Below are 17,524 nucleotides of genomic sequence, written 5' to 3'. Positions count from 1 at the left end.
ATCGATGTTGAAATTGAAATATTCACGTTATAATCACTTGGTAAAAATTCCGGACGAGGAGGCCTTTGTTCTGGTGAATTTCCGCACAGGTGCCCTCATTCGCCTGTCACCTCTGCAAAAAGCAGTTTTTGATCAGGCCACAGAGCTGCCCGCCGCAGCCAAGGCCATTAAAAGACTCCGGCAGGGAGGCTTTCTCGTGGACTATGATGAGCTAAGGCATATGCGCACGCAGATGTTGACCGCCGGCGGCTCAGGCAGGGCTCTGGGGCTGACCATCTGTCCGACACTTGCCTGCAATTTCCGCTGTCCCTATTGTTTTGAGCAAGCCAGAAGCGGGCGTATGAGCCAGGAGGTTCAGGATAGTATCGTGGCTTTTGCCCAGACGAATATGGAAAAATTTGCTTTGAATCGTTTGACTGTCACCTGGTTCGGCGGTGAGCCGCTTCTTTGCCCGGATATCATCGAAAGCCTCTCGGCAAGGCTTATGGAGGTCTGCCAAAAGCTTGGGGCCGGATATGAAGCTGGCATTTTCACCAATGGCTGGTTTTTGACAGAGGAAAACCTTGCCCTTTTGGAACGTAGAAAAGTGAACACCATACAGCTGACTCTGGATGGGGCTTCCCCGGAGACAAACGATCATCTGCGACGTGAGGCAGGAGGAGGCTCCAGCTTTACCCGCATCATGGAGAACATAAAAAAGATGCGGCCCTATGCTGGGACAAGTGCCCCCAATGTAGTCATGCGCTACAACATGAATCGGGAAAACGCGCCATATTTTGGGGAGCTGGCAGCCAAAATCGATGCTGTAGCCAGGGAAACAGGCGTGAATATCACTGCCTATCCAGCCAAGATGGACAGCAGCATGGAAAATCCCCAGCATATCAGGGAATCAGCTTTGTCCATTGACGAATACGGGGATTTGGCCAGTCCCCGCTCCGTCAAGAATGTCAGAAACCCTGTAAATTTTCGCAGGCTATACTGCAAGGCCCAATATATTCATGGCTATGCCATAGATGAGGTGGGAGATATGTACAAATGCCTGGAGTTGGTGGGGCGCAAAGAGTATGTCATGGGAAATGTGAGGAATTTCAGCTTGTTTAAGGAGCCGGGAGAGGGCATTGAAAATATGGACAGATTTTTCGAGACCATTTTCCCGGAGGAGGACAAGGAGTGCATGTCTTGCAAGGCCTTTCCCCTTTGTCTTGGCGGCTGCCCCAGGAAGCGCGTCGCAGGGGAACGGGGCTGCATGTCTCTGAAAAGCGATCTGGATGGCTACACCTTGGCGCGTTATCGGAAGATAGGGAGCAAAAGTTATAATGGGTAAATAGTGCTGGGAAATATTTTCAGGGAGCGGCATTTTTGAAGTGCTTATCTTGTCTACATAAGTAAGAAACCAATTATTTTCACCGTGAAAAAACTTAATTGTATGTACTCATTAGAGAAAGGAGTTTTCAAAATGACAAACATCAACAAAACCGAGCTTACTAAGGAACAAATCGAGAAGGCTATGGCATGTAAGACTGTCGAGGAGCTGATGGACGTTGCCAAGAACGAGGCTTTGAGCTGACGAAGGAAGAGGCCGAGGCGTACATGGCAGAGATGACCGACTTTGAGTTGGATGACGAGAAATTGGAAGCTGTCGCGGGCGGCGGATGTTGTTTACACGGGAAGGGCAACCACAAATGATGTACTGTCGAGGAGCTGATGGCCTTTGCCAGGGCCGAGGGCTTTGAGATGGCCAAGGAAGAGGACGAGGCATTCCTTGCGGAGGGAAACGATGAGAACGAGTACCTATGAAATTGTTCTGCCGTTGATTGGGCCACCTGACAGAGAAGAGGGAGGCGGAGGAAATCGCTGACCTGAAGCTTCTGGGCCGCATTTATCGGCTGCTCCCCGCCAGATCCGGTGTCGGTCTTGTCATCATGCCTACTTATGACTGCAAGAAGATAATGCCCATGGTTTCGACAGCCTACTGTGGCGCGGAGCAGGGGACCTTGGTGGTTGATCCCTTTGGGCGCATTTACTCCTGCTGGGATACGGTCGCTGTAGAGGATGCCGCCGTGGGGTTCACTGATAGCCAAAGCGGACGTTTCCTGATGAACTTCGCCAAGGCGAAGTGGCGTACCCGTACTGCTGACCTGATGCCTTCCTGCGAGGCTTGTCCTTATGTGTTTGTTTGCCGGGGAGGCTGTGCCGCCCGCGCTTTCGTCAAGCATGGCAGTTATTTCCGGGAGAGCTGCGGCAAGATTAAGGACATCTTCGCTTTTGTGGCACCGCGTATTGCTGGTGAAGCATGGGCGAAAGGGAAGGAGGATGAGCTTTCCCTCTCATTGGCGGAACTCCTCTCGCACCTCACGGAGGCGGAGCGCCAAATCCTGATGGAGTCGCGCAGCCAGAAGGAAATATTAGAGATTGTAAAGTCTGCGGGTTACATGAATAAGGGTATGTGAAATCTTTCCATACCCTTAATTCATTGGAACAATGATGCGTAGAGTCTCGTTTATACAACAATAATGTAAACATGATGCAACAGCAGCGGAGGCTAAATGAAGTCAATGATTATCAGAGCATGGAGGCATAATGAAAATGGATATGTCATGGCTGAAGCAGATGCAGAGCGCTGATGAATACTTGCAGCATGCCTATAAGATTCCTGCGGAGATGCCAGCCCTGCCACTGACGGATGAACCCTTTGTGGCCAGCTGGCAGGAGGCAAAGGGCCGTGAGGTGCTGGATTTTCTCACAGACAAGCTGAAGCTGCCGGCCTATGACTATGTGTGGCAGGAGATAGATAGCCTTTCGATTTCCTTTGCCCATACACTTGTAGGCATGTTACCGGTGCTTGCCACAGGCTGCCATGAAGACTTTCGGGCCATGGAGGCGGTGCTGAATGGTCGGGAGCAAAGCAGGGATTTGCCCCCGACCGTCAATGCCTTTACCATTGAGGCACGGGCAGAGCCTGTTTACCGCCACCGCTTGCTGCTGCTGAACCGTGCGCCCTATAGCAACATTCCCGCCGAGGCTTTGGGCCTTTCGACTGAGGAATGGCTGGAGCGTTCCCAGCGTCTGCGTCTCCGTCATGAATGTGCCCATTATGAAACCTTGAGATTACTGGGGGGCATGCGAAATCACGCCTTGGACGAGATTTTGGCAGATGGTCTGGGGCAGATTGCTGCTTTTGGGGATTTTGATGCAGACAGGCAGCGCTTGTTTTTCGGCCTGGAGAAGGGCAGGGATACCTGTATAGGAAGACTGTCCTATTACTGTCAGAGGGTAGCTTTGAAGGAACGGCCTAAAGTATATGCGCGTGTAAACGAAGTTCTTGACGAGGTGGCTGGTGAGCTAAAGGTCATGCTGGCCAGAAAAGCAACTGACAGGGAAATCCTGGTTTCCTTGGCCGGCAAGAGCATAGCCGAACGCTTGTCGTCAACAGAACAAAGATATGCTCTTTTTTAGCTTGAGTCTTAAGCCTGGTGAAATAACCAGGTTTTTTTGTATTAGTTCTCCAGTCTAACTGGTGTCCTAAGACAAAAAGCCCACCAGGTGGTGGGCTTGGGGATACGTTGTTGATTACCAGTTAGCCTGGACGGCAGCCTGGGCCTCAGCTTGGGTAAGAGAGTATCGCTTCATGAGCTGCTCTACAGCTTGGGGCTGACTATTAGAAATTTCTTTTATGGTGGCAATTAGATTTTTTATGCCATCTGTTCGTTCTTCATTCCGACCTTCCTCAGTCCATGCTGCCTTTTCGGACTCGTAGTCTAATATGGCCATTTCCTTATTTTGACAGGGTAGTGAGGTACATTTGGGCCCAGTAAAAGAGTGTCCGTTTCTTCATGTTTTTCTTGTTAAGAATCTGAACCTCAACGTCAATCTGTTCACCTTTTTCAGTGATGCAATACACGTCGAGGCGGGTTAGTTTGTCTTCTTCATTGAATGGTATTATTTCAGTGTTACAGAACTGGATATCTTTGATAGCATCTTTATCCTCACGCTCAAGGACGGCATTGAGGAAGTCGATAGTAACAAGCTTACGTTTTCATCGCTCCCAAAGATAAATTTGAAGAGCACATCATTCATGGGGTTGTATATTTTGTTTTTGATGTCCTCCAATTTCTGAGAAGACGTAAGCTGACATGCAGGTGCTGGGCAGGAATTGTGTTTATTTTTGTAGAATTACAATGGGGTATAAGGATATTTGCTTGTGTCAAGGCAAGATAAATCCTACCTGTTGACAGTGTCTGTAGAGATTTTATACATGTGTTTTTGGGGCGTATGATGTTTTGGATTGCTAGGAGGTTAATATCATGGCAAGCGAAATTGTGCAGAAGGAAACGAAATTGGCAAACGGCTGGTTGGCCTGGAGCGTTGAAGGCCGCATAGACATTTCTACTGCTGACTCGGTTTACCAAAGCGGTGAGGCAATTGTGGAGCGTGAAGAGAAGACTGTCCTGGATATGAGCGGCGTGGTCTATATTTCCAGTGCCGGGCTCCGTGTGCTGCTGCGCCTGTTGAAGAAGGCCAAGAAGGAAGGCAAGGAGTTCACGGTGGCAGGAGCTGCCGGGGCGGTGAAGACCGTGCTGACATACAGCAATATGGATACGCTCCTGAATCTGCGTGAATCCCTGGATGATTTGTGATGCCAGCAGGCCGGAGGTGATGGCATGAATGGTTTGTCGGAATGGCGGGAATATCCTGCCATCAGGGAAATGTATGACACCATGCGGGATGACATCATGGCAAGTGCCCAAGCGGCTGGCACCTCTGAGACAAGAGAAATTCAGCCGGAACTGGGCATAGAGGAAATGCTGATCAATATCATAGACTATGCCTACGATGACCCTGGGGCTGTCTGGATTAGGGCACGAAGGGAAGGGGCGCTTTTCCGGCTGGATTTTGCCGACTATGGCCGTCCCTTCAATCCCCTGGCTGAAGATATGCGCCACTCTGAAGGCCTGCCTGTGGAGGAACGGGAGGAAGGCGGCCTGGGCATTCATCTCGTGCGCAAAAGTTTTGACAGGATAGAGTATGTATATGAGGACTTTCAGGGAAAAAGCCAATATTCTTTCTCTTTGGCTGAAACTAGTCTAATCTGAATGGATAAAGGAAGTGGAAAAATGTCAGCCATCAAGCAGTTCAGAATTTCCAAGGCAAGCTATCCAGAAGCCGTGGAATGGCTGGAAGAGGCACTTGAAGCCAAAAAAGTGAGCCGACAGGAAATGATGACAGCTGAGTTTTTGCTGGAGGAGAATTTCCTGCGGCTGGCGGCAGCTTCCGGCAATCCTGAAGGCTTTGCGGCAGAGATTTCCCTGCAGAAGCGGTTGGGAGATGTGAATCTTTTGCTTACCGCCAAGGGGGAACCCCACAATCCTGTCATTGAACTGGATGAAAACTCCGATGACGAAGAGGAGCGTTACGTTCTGGCCAGCCTGAAGGCCTATCGGCAGAAGATGAGCTATGTGCGGCGGCAGGGATGCAATATCGTCTCCATTCAGGTGCATGAGTCAAGCAACAAGCAGATGTATCATATGCTGCTCGGCATGGCAGGAGGCATCATGCTGGGGCTGGTGCTCAAATCCTGTCTGGGAACGGAAGCCTTGGGTTGGATTGAGCACAATATCTTCAGTTCCGTGGAAATCCTGTTCATGAGTGTCCTCCAGATGATGATTGCCCCCATGATTTTCCTTTCGGTGGTGTCCGGCATTCTCAGCATTTCCAATGCGGCTGATGTGGGGCGCATGGGCGGCAAGATGATGGTCATATCGGTGGTCAAGCTGGTGTTTGCCCTGGGGATAGCGGTGCTCCTTGGCAGCTGGCTGGGGGCTATGCCCGAACTGGTTGAGACAGCGGAGATGGGAACTGTGGAGGCTTCCCCCTTGTCCTTCCGGGACTTGCTATTGGGCATTGTGCCGAAGAATGTTGTGGCACCCTTTGTTTCCAACAATCTGCTGCAAATCCTGTTTATCTCCTGTTTCTTTGGTCTGCTGCTGGTTAAGTCCGGGGAGCGTCTGGCCTGGATGAAGGAGACTATAGCTTCCTTCTATCAGCTGGTCATGGATGCCATGGGGGTCATCATGCCCTTCCTGCCTCTGGTGGTGGCGGCCTCTATGGCAAAGCTCATGATGAGCGTGGAAATTTCTGCCCTGCTGGTCTATGTCTGGTTTATTGGTGCTATCTTCCTGGGCTGTTTCCTGATGCTGCTGGTATCGGGACTCTTTGTGGCCGTAATAGGACGGATATCGCCGGTGGCCTTTTTGAAGAAGACAGCTTCCTACAGCCTGCTGCCCTTTAACATACGAAGCTCCAATGCCTGCATTCCCCAGACGCTGGAGTTCTGCGCCGAAAAATTGGGCATAGATGAGAAGCTGGCCATGTTCTCGATTCCCATGGGTATACAGTTCAACATGAGTGGCGGAGGCATGTATGCCATGACGGCAGCGATTCTGATGCGCCTTACCCTGGGAATGCCCATTGATATGGAATTCATGCTTTCTTTCTTCTTTGCGGCCCTGTTGGTAACCTTTACCTTTCCCAGCGTGCCCGGGGCAACGGTATTGGTAATGGCCTCTATTTTTGAAATGGCCGGAGTCCCCGCCGGGGCGATTACGCTGTTTATCGGTATTGACCCGTTGGTGGATGGCATCAGGACTGTGGGAAATGCTGTGTCTAATGCCACCACATCTTTCCTGCTGGCCCGCATGGAGGGGAAGGTTCAGGAAGAGGTCTACTATGCAGAGTAGGGCTGCTGACATGAAATTGATTAGGTGACAAGTCAGGGTGGATGAGGAATGGACAGTTTGGTCATAAACAGGGAAAATATCCCTGATGCTATGGGCTGGATTGCGACAAATCTTGCCAGGGAGAACCTCAAAGAGAACGAGATATATGTGGCCCAGATGCTGGTGGAAGAGCTTTTTCTCCGATTCTCCCAGCGTGAGGACCATCCTGATGATTTTAGTGCACGACTTTCTCTCAAAAAGCGCTTTAGTGATGTGAGTTTGGTTTTTGTGGTGGAGGGTGAAGAATGCAATCCGTTGGTTCCTTGGTCAGAAGACAATGATGAAGACGTTCTTGGTTATGCGCTCCTGAGTGCCCACCGCAAGAAGATGCGTTATGCCAGAAAGTGGTCTGGCCGGGAGAATGTGGTATATATCCATCCCCACGAGTCTATTGGCAGCGAAGTGCGTAACATAATCCTGGGCTTGATTGTTGGTGCTTTGGCAGGGACATTGATGTACGTATTTGTCAGCCATGAGAACAATATGTGGATTGCCAGTGTCCTTATTGACGCAGTGCAGACTGTATTTATAAATGCCTTGATGATGGCTGTGGCCCCCATGATTTTTTTCTCAGTCATAGCCGGTATTATAAGTATGTCCGATTCGGCCAGCTTAGGCCGTATTGGCTGGCATCTGGTTGTGTGGTCCCTTGCCAAGCTGGCGTTCTATGTGGCGGCAGGGCTTATGGTGGGATATTGCATAGGCGGAATGAAGGAGATGCTTTCTACCATCATGGCCGGCGGTGCAGCTCCGGAAACAGCCGGGCTTAGCATTCGTGCCCTGCTTACAGGAATTGTGCCGGGTAATTTTATCACCCCTTTCGCTGGCAATAATATCATGCAGACCCTTTTCCTGGCCTGTTTATCTGGTGTGATTTTGAACCGTATGGAGGGAGATTTGAACTGGGCCAGGGAGGGCGTGGACTTTCTGAGCAGATTTACCATGGAAATTGTCGGTGTCATGAGCCGTCTGTTGCCTTTCATGGTGGGGATTTCTACGGCCAAGATGATTCTTCATGTGGGACCGTGGGGGCTGATAGCCTATGGAAGATTGCTGCTGGGGACAACCTTGGGGCTTCCGCTTTGTTTTATCATTTCAGCAGCCCTCATCGCCCTGGCTGCCAGGCTCTCACCGCTTCCATTTCTGAAAAGAGCCATACCTTTCAGCCTGTTGCCCTTTTCTACCAGCAGTTCCAATGCCTGTATGCCAGCTACACTTTCCTTTTGCACAGAGAAACTGGGGATTCATGAAAGACTGAGCAAATTTGCCATTCCTGTAGGCATGCAGTTTAATATGGACGGCACAGCTTACTATGTTTCTGTGGTGTCCATGATGCTGGCCTGTACATTTGATGTGACCATTGATGCAGATTTTTTGCTTTCCCTCTTTTTTGTGGAGTTTTTGATGGCACTGACCGGGGTGGGGCTTTTGGTCATGCCCTCTGTATTGGAGAGTATGGGGATTCCGGGGACAGCAATCATACATTTTATCGGCATTGAACCACTTATGGATATGCCTGGCACGGCCCAGAGCGTAGTGGGAAATATAACGTCTACACTTTTGGTGGCAGCCAGTGAAAAGCAGATGGACATTGATATCTATAACCGTAGTTCGTAAAAGGCGCTTTCGTGGACCGATGTATGATGGCATGAGATTTAGCAAATATATGAAGGAGTTCGGATTATGGGAGAGTTCCTGCGGATATTACGAGAAATGATGCGCGGGCAGACAAATATCAGGGCACGTCTGCTGCGTCTGCTGGTTATTAGCAGCCTGCTGTCGGCCCTGGTGTTTGCAGGGCTGTCCTTTTATGGCATTACCTTTGTCCGCAAGGACATAGCCGATATGGGGACGCAGCTCTCGGAGTCGGGGGCTGAGTACACGAAGCAGTATATCAACAAGACCAGTAAGGACACACTGGCAGAACTGGCCAAGGCAGAAGCCGGGTATATTGACCGGGAAATGTCGCTGATGCAGCATGATGTGCAGATTCTGTCAGAGTCTTTGACCTGGATACAGCTGCATCCGGAAAACTTCCTGCCGGGGAACGTCTTTGACCTGTATAACGGGAAAGTCCCGCCTACTGCGCCGTGCATTCTTTACAGCCCTGATGTGCGGAAGCGTGGCATCGAAACGGTACAGAAGGAAGTGGAGCTGGCTGCCAATATCAAGGGCACGCTGGTGCCTATGGAAAAGTCTTACGGCAATGACAGCTATTCAGCCACTTATTTCGGCAGCAAACACGGCTTCCTGATCTGCAGCAGCGTATTCCCCGGCGATGAGTACAGTCCCCTGTCTGATGATCCGGCTTTTGACTATGATCCCCGGATCCGGCCTTGGTATATAAATGCCGTCAACGCCAATAAGGCGGTATTTTCCCTGCCTTATATCACAATCTTGAACGAGGAACACAATGATGTGGAGGTAATTAGCTGCTCTGTCCCTTATTACGATGCGGCAGGGGTTGCCGGCGTAGCCAGCATAGATATGGCTACGGAGAAGCTGCGGAAGTATATTCATGGTACGATTATTGGGGAAAAAGGCATTAACTTTGTCATGACCAATGAAGGCAGGATTGTCTTTTCGCCCCAGCAGGAAGGCGTGCTGGCAGAGACAGATAAGCCGCAGGATTTGCGAAAGAGCGAAGTGCCAGAGCTGGCTCAGGCCGCCCAGCAGATGGCCGGGGGCGAAAAAGGCATGATGCCTGTGGAAATAGGCGGCGAGAAGTATATGCTGGCTTTTGCCCCTATCCCTACTATTGGGTGGAGCCTTGGCATTCTGGTGTCACAGGATGATATGATGTCTTCTCTTCAGGAAAGTCAGAATTACTATATGGGGCAGATGGATAAATTCAAGGAAAATCTGCAGAATGAGTATCTCTTCCTGTTGAAGGCGGCTCTGTTGGCACTCTTCATCATGATTGTCATCATGTTTTTCCTGTCGGAGCGTCTTTCTGACCGCTTTGTCAAACCCATCAAGCAGATGGCTGACGGCGTGAGAGAGATCGCCAGCGGCAATCTGGATAAGAAGCTGGAGATAAAGACTGGCGATGAAATCGAGCATTTGGCCGTCTGCTTCAATGCCATGACGGATGAGCTGAAAGCATATATCGATAATCTCTCTCGGGTAACGGCCGAGCGGGAAAAAGTGGCAGCGGAGCTTTCCGTGGCGCAAAGTATACAGCTTGGAGCATTGCCACAGGATTTTATGACCAACCGCAAAGATTTCCAGATTTATGCGTCCATGGATGCTGCCAAGGGCGTGGGCGGAGACTTTTATGATTTTTACCTGACGGATGAAAATCATATTGTCATTACCATTGCCGATGTGTCCGGCAAGGGCATTCCCGCAGCACTCTATATGATGCGCGCTAAAACGACATTGAAAAATCTGGTGCTGATGGCACAATCTCCCGATGATTTTGCTGCCGTTATGACATTGGCCAATCAGGAGCTTTGCCGGGAAAATGAGGAAATGATGTTCGTCACGGTGTTTATCGCTCAGCTTAATCTGGTTACGGGTGAACTTATCTATGTAAATGGCGGGCATAATCCGCCGCTGGTGCAGGAAAATGGCAGGTTCCGCTATCTGCAGCATAAGAAAAAGCATATGATGCTCGGTGTGAACGAGGACGGGTTATATGTGTCCCATAGCCTTGTCCTTCAGCCCGGAGACATGATTTTCCTCTATACGGACGGCGTGACGGAGGCGATGAACGAGGAGGAAGATATGTACTCAGAAGAGCGCCTGCAGGCAACGCTGAATGCACAGGGGGAAAAGAATGTGAAAGAAATCCTTGCCGCTGTCCGGCAGGATGTGGGTGTCTACGCCGGGGCTGCGGAGCAATCTGATGACATTACCATGCTGGGACTGAAGTTTTTCGGGGAGATGAGTGAACCTTAAAGTTGGGGCGAGGACGAAATGATAAAAGCGGGGGCTGTTGCATGAGTGAGAAATCACTTATGCACAGCCCCTTGGATTTTTTTACGTGACGGCAACTGGCAACGGAGAATAATCAATTTGTCAGTTTTTTCCCTGCTCGACACTTTGGATTTCTTCCTTTGAGGCACCTTTCAGCGCATAGGTATCAAAAGCGGGAGTGTCAGGGATGCGTATTTCTAAGCTGGTTATTCGGCAAAAAGCGGCACTTCCACGGGTCATGCTGACATCAAATACATGTCCGCCCTTTTGTGCATCTTCGGAGAGAAAATGCATATGCCATCCTGCGGCATTGATTCCGTCCATATAGTCAGGGTAATATACACATACCAGAGAGCCTTTTATCTGTTCAAAAATAAAGGCTTTCTGTGTGATACTTAAGGCATCTTTCAATGTCACATGATGTGCCTGGGTTCCGGATTCTGAACGTGCATCTACTTTTGCAAACTCACCGTTGATGCGGACCGCATACATGGAATTAAGGCCAAAATCCTCCTCAATCCGAAGGGTCAGCCATTCCTTGAGTTGTTCGATGTTATCCATTTTCCCGCATTCCTCTAAGCGATGGGAATGAAAATGGCAGACAGACGCAAATGGTACGCCTCTTTCCTCCTCTGCAGGAATCACATCGCCATTATTCTTGGCTCGATAGCATTTTCCATCCAAGACAATCATTTCACCATCCACATCTTCAAAAGTTCCCAGCCCCAGATTCCCATGCTTGAGCAGTTCACTCACCGTTATCACGGATTTTGAAAATCCCAGTGCTAAAGCCTGCAAGGTAGATACCTGATAATATTTTCCCGTGTTCTTATTCATCACATTCCCTCCTCAAAGTGTCAAGCCCCATAATCTCTTTTGTATTTCGAGAAACAATCATGATTCACCTGCTGTAGGGAAAGTTTATTCAGAAGCTGATGAAAGGCTTCATAATCATGCAAAATGCTGTATCAGCCTCATTGTCCTGTGAAAAAACAGGGCAATGGGGCCTTTTGTCTTTGTATTTCCGCTTATTTTGTGGTATCATTTACAGTTGGTAGCGGTCTATCATCAGACTGCAGAACAGCTGAAGTTTAGGAGGTTTTTTTTTGGCTGCGATTACTTATGAATTAGTGAAAAAGGACGAGGCTACCGGGGCCCGTGCCGGTATTATCCATACACCCCATGGCAGTTTCCCAACACCGATTTTCATGCCCGTGGGCACGCAGGCATCGGTCAAGGGAGTTTCGCCGGATGAACTCAAGGATTTGGGAGCGGGGATCATCCTCTCCAATACTTATCATCTGTTCCTGCGTCCGGGGATGGAGCTGGTCAAGGAAGCTGGCGGACTGCATAAATTCATGCACTGGGATGGAGCTATCCTGACGGACAGCGGCGGCTTCCAGGTGTTCTCTCTCGGGGATTTGCGCAAGATTACTGAGGAGGGCGTTACCTTCCGTTCCCATCTTGACGGTTCGAAGAAATTCTTGTCGCCGGAAGTGTCCATGGAAGTGCAGATGTGCTTAGGCTCCGATATCGTCATGGCTTTTGATGAGTGTGTTCCTTATCCGGCTGACCATGATTATGCCAAGCAGTCCACGGAACGTACCCTGCGCTGGGCACAGCGCTGCAAAGATGCCATGACGGCACCGAATCAGGGGCTGTTCGGTATCGTGCAGGGCGGCATGTACAAGGATCTGCGCAAATGGCATGCCAAAGAGATGGTGGAGATGGACTTCCCCGGCTACGCCGTAGGCGGCCTGTCCGTAGGCGAACCGCCGGAACTCATGTATGAGATGCTGGAGTATTCAACGTCCCTGCTGCCGGAAAACAAGCCCCGCTACCTCATGGGTGTGGGCACGCCAGACCATCTGGTGGAAGGCGTCATGCGCGGCATCGACATGTTCGACTGCGTATATCCGACCCGCGTAGCCCGCAATGGCATGGCCATGACCTGGACAGGACGCCTGGTGATGAAGAATGCCAACCTGACGCATGACCATCAGGTGATTGAGGAAGGCTGCGGCTGTTATGCCTGCCGCAACGGTTATACCCGCGCCTATATCCGTCATCTGGTACGGGCAGGGGAAATCTTTGGCCTGCGTCTGCTGTCCCTGCATAATCTCTACTTCCTGGAAGAGTTTGTGCGCCGCATGCGAAAGGCTATCATTGACGGCAAGTTTACGCAGTTCCGCAGTGATTTTTTGGCCAATTATAAACGCTGATAATTTGAAGAAGAGGTGCTTACTATGACTCCGGAAACCATGACAGCTTTGGGCACTTGGGGCCCTATCTTTGTGATGATTGCCATTTTCTATTTTCTGCTGTATCGTCCGCAGAAGGCGGCTCAGAAACGCCGCATGAGTATGCTCGATACGCTGGAAAAGGGCAATAAGGTAATGACCATCGGTGGTATCTATGGTACCATCGCGGGTATTGACGAGAAGGTCATCAAGCTGAAAATCGCGGAAAACACCGTGATTGAGGTTTCCCGGGCCTCCATCAATGCCAATATCACCCAGGATAAGCAGGCCTGAGCCATGGACGGGGTAAATAAGGAACTGCAGGCCGAGAAAAAGGCTTTGCGGTCAAAAATTCTTGCCGCCCGGCGCGGACTTAGTGATTCCTATCGCCAAAAGACCAGCCAGCGCATGACGGATGTGTTCTGTGCCCTGCCGGACTTCAAGAGAGCAAGGACTGTGCTGTGTTATGCATCTATGGCAGATGAAGTGCAGCTCCGTTCTTTAGTAGAACGTTTTCTGGCAGCAGGTGTAACCGTAGCCATGCCGCGGATCATCGGCAAGGGGCAGATGGAGGCCGTGACATTGCCGGACCTTGACAGCCTGGTAGAGGGCGAATACGGGATATTGACGCCTGACCCGGCGAAAGGGGAGGTCATCCCTCCTGAGCAGCTGGATTTGATCATCGTGCCCGGTGTGGCCTTTAATACCAAGGGCAGACGGCTGGGCATGGGGGCCGGATTCTATGATGCGTATATGGCGCGGGCAGTCAATGCCAAGCGGATTGCGCTGGCTTATTCGTGCCAGCTGGTGGCGGATGTGCCTATGGAAGAACATGATGAGACGGTGCATAGGATAATCACGGAACAGGGGATTTATAACTGTCTCTTGTAGGGGAGTGTGTGTTATGGAAGTAAAGATTGGCATGGCCAAGACTTCTAAATATGCAACAGAGGTCTGTGGCGATACGTGTGATATTGTCGAGCGTCCTCATGGAGGGATTTCGGCAATCATTGCAGATGGGCAGGGCAATGGCCTGGCGGCCCATCATACCAGCAGCTGGGTCGTGAATAAGGCCACGCAGCTGATTTCTGACGGCGCCCGTGATGGGGCAGTGGCCCGGGCGGTGCATGATTATCTTTATGCCATGAAAGACAAGAAGGTTTCCTGCACGTTGACGGTGGTCAGTGCTGACCTCGATACGGAAACGGCGGTCATCAGCCGCAATTCCAACTGTCCGGTCATCATCAGAACGCCGGAGTATGAGACGGTCTATGATGAGAATGTGGAGCCGATCGGTGTCAATCGCCATATGAAGCCCTTGATGTATGAGGTGCCGCTGACGGCGGGCATGATCATCGTGTCTTATACCGACGGCATTGCCCATGCCGGGAGAAAGCGCAGCGGCAAGGCAGCTGATTTTGAGAAAATCATGGAGATTGTCCGCAAGAACGAGGCAGAGGATGTGTCCTTCATTGCCAAGAGCATCATGGACTATGCCCTGTCTTTGGATGCGGACAAAGCATCGGATGATATGACGGTAGTGGTCATGGGAATTACGGACGGCTCCCCGTCCAGCCCCAAGATTGAGCAGATTGAGGTAACATATCCGTATTAAGTTAATGCGTAATTGTGTGCTTTTCTTTGGCGCAAAGAAAAGCACCAAAAGAAACAGCTGACTGAAATCACATCACGTGATTTACGTCCGCGGGCGCCGGGGAACCGTAAATGGCCACGCTGAAGGATTACAGCCCGCCTCTTGGGGGCGGGGGATCGCGTCAGCGGTGGGAGGGGGCATTGACCTCTTGTTCCCTTTTATAATTTATATAACTGGATAGGAGTGATTGTCTTGAAGATTGCGATTGTAGGAGTTTGTGCTTCGGGGAAGACTACACTGGTTGCCGGGTTGAAGGCGGCCGGGTATGATGCTTATAATGTGGCGCAGGAACATTCCGGGATTCATGATTTTTGGGCGAAGCGCCATCCAGATATTTTGGTGATGATTGATGCCACCATGCCCGCAATCCACAAGCGGCGGGTTGTTTATTGGGATGAAAGCAGGCTGGAGGTGCAGCATAAGCGGCTGGCAGATGCCAGGGCACACGCTGACCTCTACATTCAGACCGATGAATACAATGCCCAGCAGGTGCGGGACAAGGTAATCAATTTCATTCAGGAATACAGAAAACGAAAGACAAAAGGGGATGAACTCTCTTGAGAAAGAACAATCTCATGAAACTGATTGTCTGTGTCGTCGCCATTGTTGGTATTTTCCTGGCCTTTGTGAAGCCGTTGGCTTTCTCCATTCGCCAGGGCCTTGACCTGCAGGGCGGTACTCATGTGGTACTCGAAGCAGAGGACACGGATATTGCAAAAGTCAATGATGATGCCATGAACCGCGTGGTCACCATCATGGAAAAGCGCGTAAACTCTTTGGGCCTTACCGAGCCGATCATCCAGCGCGAAGGTGAGCGCCGGGTCATCATCGAGCTGCCGGGCGTCAAAGATCCCGATGCGGCTATCAAGACCATCGGCAAGACCGCTATGCTGGAATTCAAGGATGAGGAAGGCAATACTGTCCTCACGGGTACGGACCTGAAAGATGCTCAGGCAGCTACCAATCAGCAGACGGGCCAGAATGTGGTCAATCTGGAATTCTCCGATGAAGGTGCCCAGAAGTTTGCAGACCTCACGACGAAGAATGTGGGTCGCACCATTGCCATCCTGCTGGACGGCGAAGTGCTGACGGCACCGAATGTCCGTGAACCCATCTTAGGTGGCAAAGCGGAAATCACTGGCCAAAAAACCTTGGAAGAAGCCCAGAATCTGGCTGTCGTGCTCCGCAGCGGTGCTCTGCCGGTCAAGGTCAACATCATTGAAACCCGTACCGTTGGCCCGACGCTTGGCCAGGACTCCAAGGATAAATCCGTATTTGCCTTTGCTGTAGGTATCGGCGCAGTCCTTATCTTCATGCTCTTATTCTACCGTTTGTCCGGTTTTATCGCCGACGTGGCTTTGATGGCTTATACGGTTGTCCTGTTGGCTTTGCTGTATCTCCTGGATGCAACGCTGACCCTGCCCGGTGTGGCTGGTATCATCCTGTCCATTGGTATGGCTGTTGATGCCAACGTGCTGATTTTCGAGCACTTCAAGGAAGAATACCAGATTCAGGGCAAGAGCCTGCGCCTGTCCATGGATGCGGGCTTCAAGCGTGCGTTCACGACCATCTTTGACTCCAATATCACGACGATTATCGCCGCTGGCGTGTTGTTCTTCTTAGGCACGGGCACGATTCGCGGCTTTGCCATCACGCTGGGCTTGGGCACCATGCTCTCCATGCTGACGGCTATCACGCTTTCGCAGTATCTGCTGAAGCTCATGATCAATTCCAAGATTTCGGAAAATCCGGGAGCATATGGCGCTAACGGCTATATGCTGTGGAAAAAGGAGGACTTGAAGCATGAACAAGCTTGATATTGCCGGACGTTCCAAAATCTGGTTTGCCATTTCCACGGTAATCATTGTGGCTGGGCTTATCTGCATGTTTACCCGGGGCTTTAATTTCGGTATCGACTTTACGGGCGGTACCATCATCGACTTGAAATTCGAGCGGCCCGTGGCTATTGCCGAAGTGCGCACGAGTCTTGCGAAATTTGGTCTGGAAGGTTCGCAGATCCAGCTTACCGGAGCTGAATCCGGGGTGACGGAGGCGGAAAACGTCATGATCCGCACCACGGATATGGAAGAAGCTCAGCGCAAGGACGTCATGGCGGCCATCAAGACTGATGTGGGCAATTATGATGTGCTGCGCGAGGAAAAAGTGGGTGCTACCATCGGCGGAGAACTGATTACCAATGCGGTGCTGGCTCTGGTGGTTTCGTGGGCACTTATCATCGCCTATGTAGCTTACCGCTTCGAGTGGCGTTTCGGTGTGGCCGCCGTGCTGGCACTGGTTCACGATATCCTCATCGTGCTGGCGGTGTTCTCCTTCACGGGGCGGCAGATCGATTCTTCTTTCATTGCGGCGCTGTTGACGATTGTCGGTTATTCCATCAACGATACCATCGTTATCTTCGACCGCATCCGTGAGAACCTGAAACTGCATTTCCGTCGTGGCGGTGATGTGGTGCAGCTGGTCAATACGTCTATTTTCCAGACACTTACGCGCTCGCTCTACACGGTGTTCACCGTTATGTTCACGACTTTCGCTCTGTACTTCTTCGGCGGCGAGACCACCAAGGATTTCGCCTTCGCCCTGCTGGTTGGCTTTGGCTGTGGCTGCTATTCGTCCATCTTCATTGCCAGCCCCTTGTGGATTGCCTTCCGCAAGATGGGTGACAAGAAAAAGGCTGTGGCCAGTGCGGCTGTAGCCAAGTAAGTTTTGTTTGTATCTATGAGTTAAGACGCCCGGAGGGGCTGGTAATATTTTTGCGCTTTGGCACGCAGGCCATAGCTGTGGAAAAGATTACCGGTTTCTCCGGGCGTTTATTTTTTGTCTGCGGGGGTTGTCTGTCTGCAAATGATGTTTTGGGAAAAATGAGACTTTTTTGTAAATTGGGTTTTCAAAGGGAGTTCAGGTGTGTATAATAT

The 17,524-nt window shown here is 50.7% G+C and carries 17 protein-coding genes; 15 read left to right on the top strand and 2 right to left on the bottom strand.

The window, feature by feature from the left end:
• The first annotated feature begins 4 nt into the window (after positions 1–4).
• The 3 genes from BUB68_RS01375 (at position 5) to BUB68_RS01365 (ending at position 3,456) form a co-directional block, all read left to right on the top strand.
• Positions 5–1,324 carry a radical SAM/SPASM domain-containing protein gene (locus BUB68_RS01375; RefSeq protein ID WP_073088024.1) on the top strand — a complete coding sequence of 440 codons (1,320 nt, stop codon included), beginning with the start codon at positions 5–7 and terminating at the stop codon, positions 1,322–1,324.
• Positions 1,325–1,814: 490 nt separating this feature from the next.
• A complete protein-coding gene (locus BUB68_RS01370) occupies positions 1,815–2,450 on the top strand; it encodes an SPASM domain-containing protein (protein WP_073088023.1) in 636 nt (211 codons plus the stop codon).
• A 136-nt stretch (positions 2,451–2,586) separates the two neighbouring features.
• Positions 2,587–3,456, top strand: coding sequence for a DUF7005 family protein (locus BUB68_RS01365; RefSeq protein ID WP_073088022.1), 870 nt, complete (start codon positions 2,587–2,589; stop codon positions 3,454–3,456).
• Between the two features lie 319 nt (positions 3,457–3,775).
• Here the strand turns inward: BUB68_RS01365 and BUB68_RS15740 are convergent, their stop codons facing one another.
• On the bottom strand, positions 3,776–3,973 hold the full coding sequence (locus tag BUB68_RS15740; RefSeq protein ID WP_371914840.1) for an Rpn family recombination-promoting nuclease/putative transposase: 198 nt from the start codon (positions 3,971–3,973) through the stop codon (positions 3,776–3,778).
• A 331-nt stretch (positions 3,974–4,304) separates the two neighbouring features.
• On the opposite strand from BUB68_RS15740, the gene BUB68_RS01350 reads away from it, so the two are divergent.
• From BUB68_RS01350 to BUB68_RS01330, 5 genes are all read left to right on the top strand, one after another.
• The gene (locus BUB68_RS01350) at positions 4,305–4,637 is read left to right on the top strand and encodes an STAS domain-containing protein (protein ID WP_073088020.1); all 333 of its coding nucleotides are present in this window, start codon (positions 4,305–4,307) and stop codon (positions 4,635–4,637) included.
• Between the two features lie 24 nt (positions 4,638–4,661).
• Complete coding sequence (locus BUB68_RS01345; protein WP_073088019.1) at positions 4,662–5,093, top strand: ATP-binding protein; 432 nt, start codon at positions 4,662–4,664, stop codon at positions 5,091–5,093.
• Positions 5,094–5,114: 21 nt separating this feature from the next.
• Complete coding sequence (locus BUB68_RS01340) at positions 5,115–6,737, top strand: dicarboxylate/amino acid:cation symporter (protein WP_073088018.1); 1,623 nt, start codon at positions 5,115–5,117, stop codon at positions 6,735–6,737.
• Positions 6,738–6,785: 48 nt separating this feature from the next.
• The gene (locus BUB68_RS01335; RefSeq protein WP_073088017.1) at positions 6,786–8,393 is read left to right on the top strand and encodes a dicarboxylate/amino acid:cation symporter; all 1,608 of its coding nucleotides are present in this window, start codon (positions 6,786–6,788) and stop codon (positions 8,391–8,393) included.
• A gap of 66 nt (positions 8,394–8,459) precedes the next feature.
• A complete protein-coding gene (locus BUB68_RS01330; protein WP_073088016.1) occupies positions 8,460–10,679 on the top strand; it encodes a SpoIIE family protein phosphatase in 2,220 nt (739 codons plus the stop codon).
• A 120-nt stretch (positions 10,680–10,799) separates the two neighbouring features.
• On the opposite strand, the gene budA is transcribed toward BUB68_RS01330, so the two are convergent.
• Positions 10,800–11,534 carry an acetolactate decarboxylase gene (budA, locus tag BUB68_RS01325; protein WP_073088015.1) on the bottom strand — a complete coding sequence of 245 codons (735 nt, stop codon included), beginning with the start codon at positions 11,532–11,534 and terminating at the stop codon, positions 10,800–10,802.
• A gap of 269 nt (positions 11,535–11,803) precedes the next feature.
• Between budA and tgt the strand changes: the two genes are divergently transcribed.
• From tgt to secF, 7 genes are all read left to right on the top strand, one after another.
• A complete protein-coding gene (gene tgt / locus BUB68_RS01320) occupies positions 11,804–12,919 on the top strand; it encodes a tRNA guanosine(34) transglycosylase Tgt (RefSeq protein WP_073088014.1) in 1,116 nt (371 codons plus the stop codon).
• 24 nt (positions 12,920–12,943) lie between these two features.
• Positions 12,944–13,231 carry a preprotein translocase subunit YajC gene (yajC, locus tag BUB68_RS01315; protein ID WP_014423903.1) on the top strand — a complete coding sequence of 96 codons (288 nt, stop codon included), beginning with the start codon at positions 12,944–12,946 and terminating at the stop codon, positions 13,229–13,231.
• Positions 13,232–13,234: 3 nt separating this feature from the next.
• A complete protein-coding gene (locus tag BUB68_RS01310; protein ID WP_073088013.1) occupies positions 13,235–13,828 on the top strand; it encodes a 5-formyltetrahydrofolate cyclo-ligase in 594 nt (197 codons plus the stop codon).
• Between the two features lie 13 nt (positions 13,829–13,841).
• Positions 13,842–14,552 carry a PP2C family protein-serine/threonine phosphatase gene (locus BUB68_RS01305; RefSeq protein ID WP_073088012.1) on the top strand — a complete coding sequence of 237 codons (711 nt, stop codon included), beginning with the start codon at positions 13,842–13,844 and terminating at the stop codon, positions 14,550–14,552.
• Positions 14,553–14,783: 231 nt separating this feature from the next.
• Positions 14,784–15,152 (top strand): hypothetical protein, encoded by a 369-nt coding sequence (locus tag BUB68_RS01300; RefSeq protein WP_073088011.1) that lies wholly within the window; start codon positions 14,784–14,786, stop codon positions 15,150–15,152.
• A 14-nt stretch (positions 15,153–15,166) separates the two neighbouring features.
• Complete coding sequence (gene secD, locus BUB68_RS01295; protein ID WP_073088131.1) at positions 15,167–16,408, top strand: protein translocase subunit SecD; 1,242 nt, start codon at positions 15,167–15,169, stop codon at positions 16,406–16,408.
• Positions 16,395–17,312, top strand: a complete 918-nt coding sequence (secF, locus tag BUB68_RS01290) for a protein translocase subunit SecF (protein ID WP_073088010.1) — start codon at positions 16,395–16,397, stop codon at positions 17,310–17,312. Before secD ends, secF begins: the two co-directional genes overlap by 14 nt.
• Positions 17,313–17,524: the final 212 nt, after the last annotated feature.

The sequence above is a fragment of the Pseudoselenomonas ruminantium genome, assembly GCF_900142515.1.
GTDB classification, from domain to species: Bacteria; Bacillota; Negativicutes; order Selenomonadales; family Selenomonadaceae; genus Selenomonas_A; species Selenomonas_A ruminantium_D.
Note: the sequence above shows the minus strand (reverse complement) of the source record. Positions and strands in the feature narration are given on the sequence as shown.

Bases quoted from the DNA above. Each gene is read 5' to 3' on its own strand.
- BUB68_RS01375 (WP_073088024.1), top strand. From the start codon at position 5: ATGTTGAAATTGAAATATTCACGTTATAATCACTTGGTAAAAATTCCG.
- BUB68_RS01365 (WP_073088022.1), top strand. From the start codon at position 2,587: ATGGATATGTCATGGCTGAAGCAGATGCAGAGCGCTGATGAATACTTG.
- BUB68_RS01350 (WP_073088020.1), top strand. From the start codon at position 4,305: ATGGCAAGCGAAATTGTGCAGAAGGAAACGAAATTGGCAAACGGCTGG.
- BUB68_RS01345 (WP_073088019.1), top strand. From the start codon at position 4,662: ATGAATGGTTTGTCGGAATGGCGGGAATATCCTGCCATCAGGGAAATG.
- BUB68_RS01340 (WP_073088018.1), top strand. From the start codon at position 5,115: ATGTCAGCCATCAAGCAGTTCAGAATTTCCAAGGCAAGCTATCCAGAA.
- BUB68_RS01335 (WP_073088017.1), top strand. From the start codon at position 6,786: ATGGACAGTTTGGTCATAAACAGGGAAAATATCCCTGATGCTATGGGC.
- BUB68_RS01330 (WP_073088016.1), top strand. From the start codon at position 8,460: ATGGGAGAGTTCCTGCGGATATTACGAGAAATGATGCGCGGGCAGACA.
- budA (WP_073088015.1), bottom strand. From the start codon at position 11,534: ATGAATAAGAACACGGGAAAATATTATCAGGTATCTACCTTGCAGGCT.
- yajC (WP_014423903.1), top strand. From the start codon at position 12,944: ATGACTCCGGAAACCATGACAGCTTTGGGCACTTGGGGCCCTATCTTT.
- BUB68_RS01310 (WP_073088013.1), top strand. From the start codon at position 13,235: ATGGACGGGGTAAATAAGGAACTGCAGGCCGAGAAAAAGGCTTTGCGG.
- BUB68_RS01305 (WP_073088012.1), top strand. From the start codon at position 13,842: ATGGAAGTAAAGATTGGCATGGCCAAGACTTCTAAATATGCAACAGAG.
- secD (WP_073088131.1), top strand. From the start codon at position 15,167: ATGAAACTGATTGTCTGTGTCGTCGCCATTGTTGGTATTTTCCTGGCC.
- secF (WP_073088010.1), top strand. From the start codon at position 16,395: ATGAACAAGCTTGATATTGCCGGACGTTCCAAAATCTGGTTTGCCATT.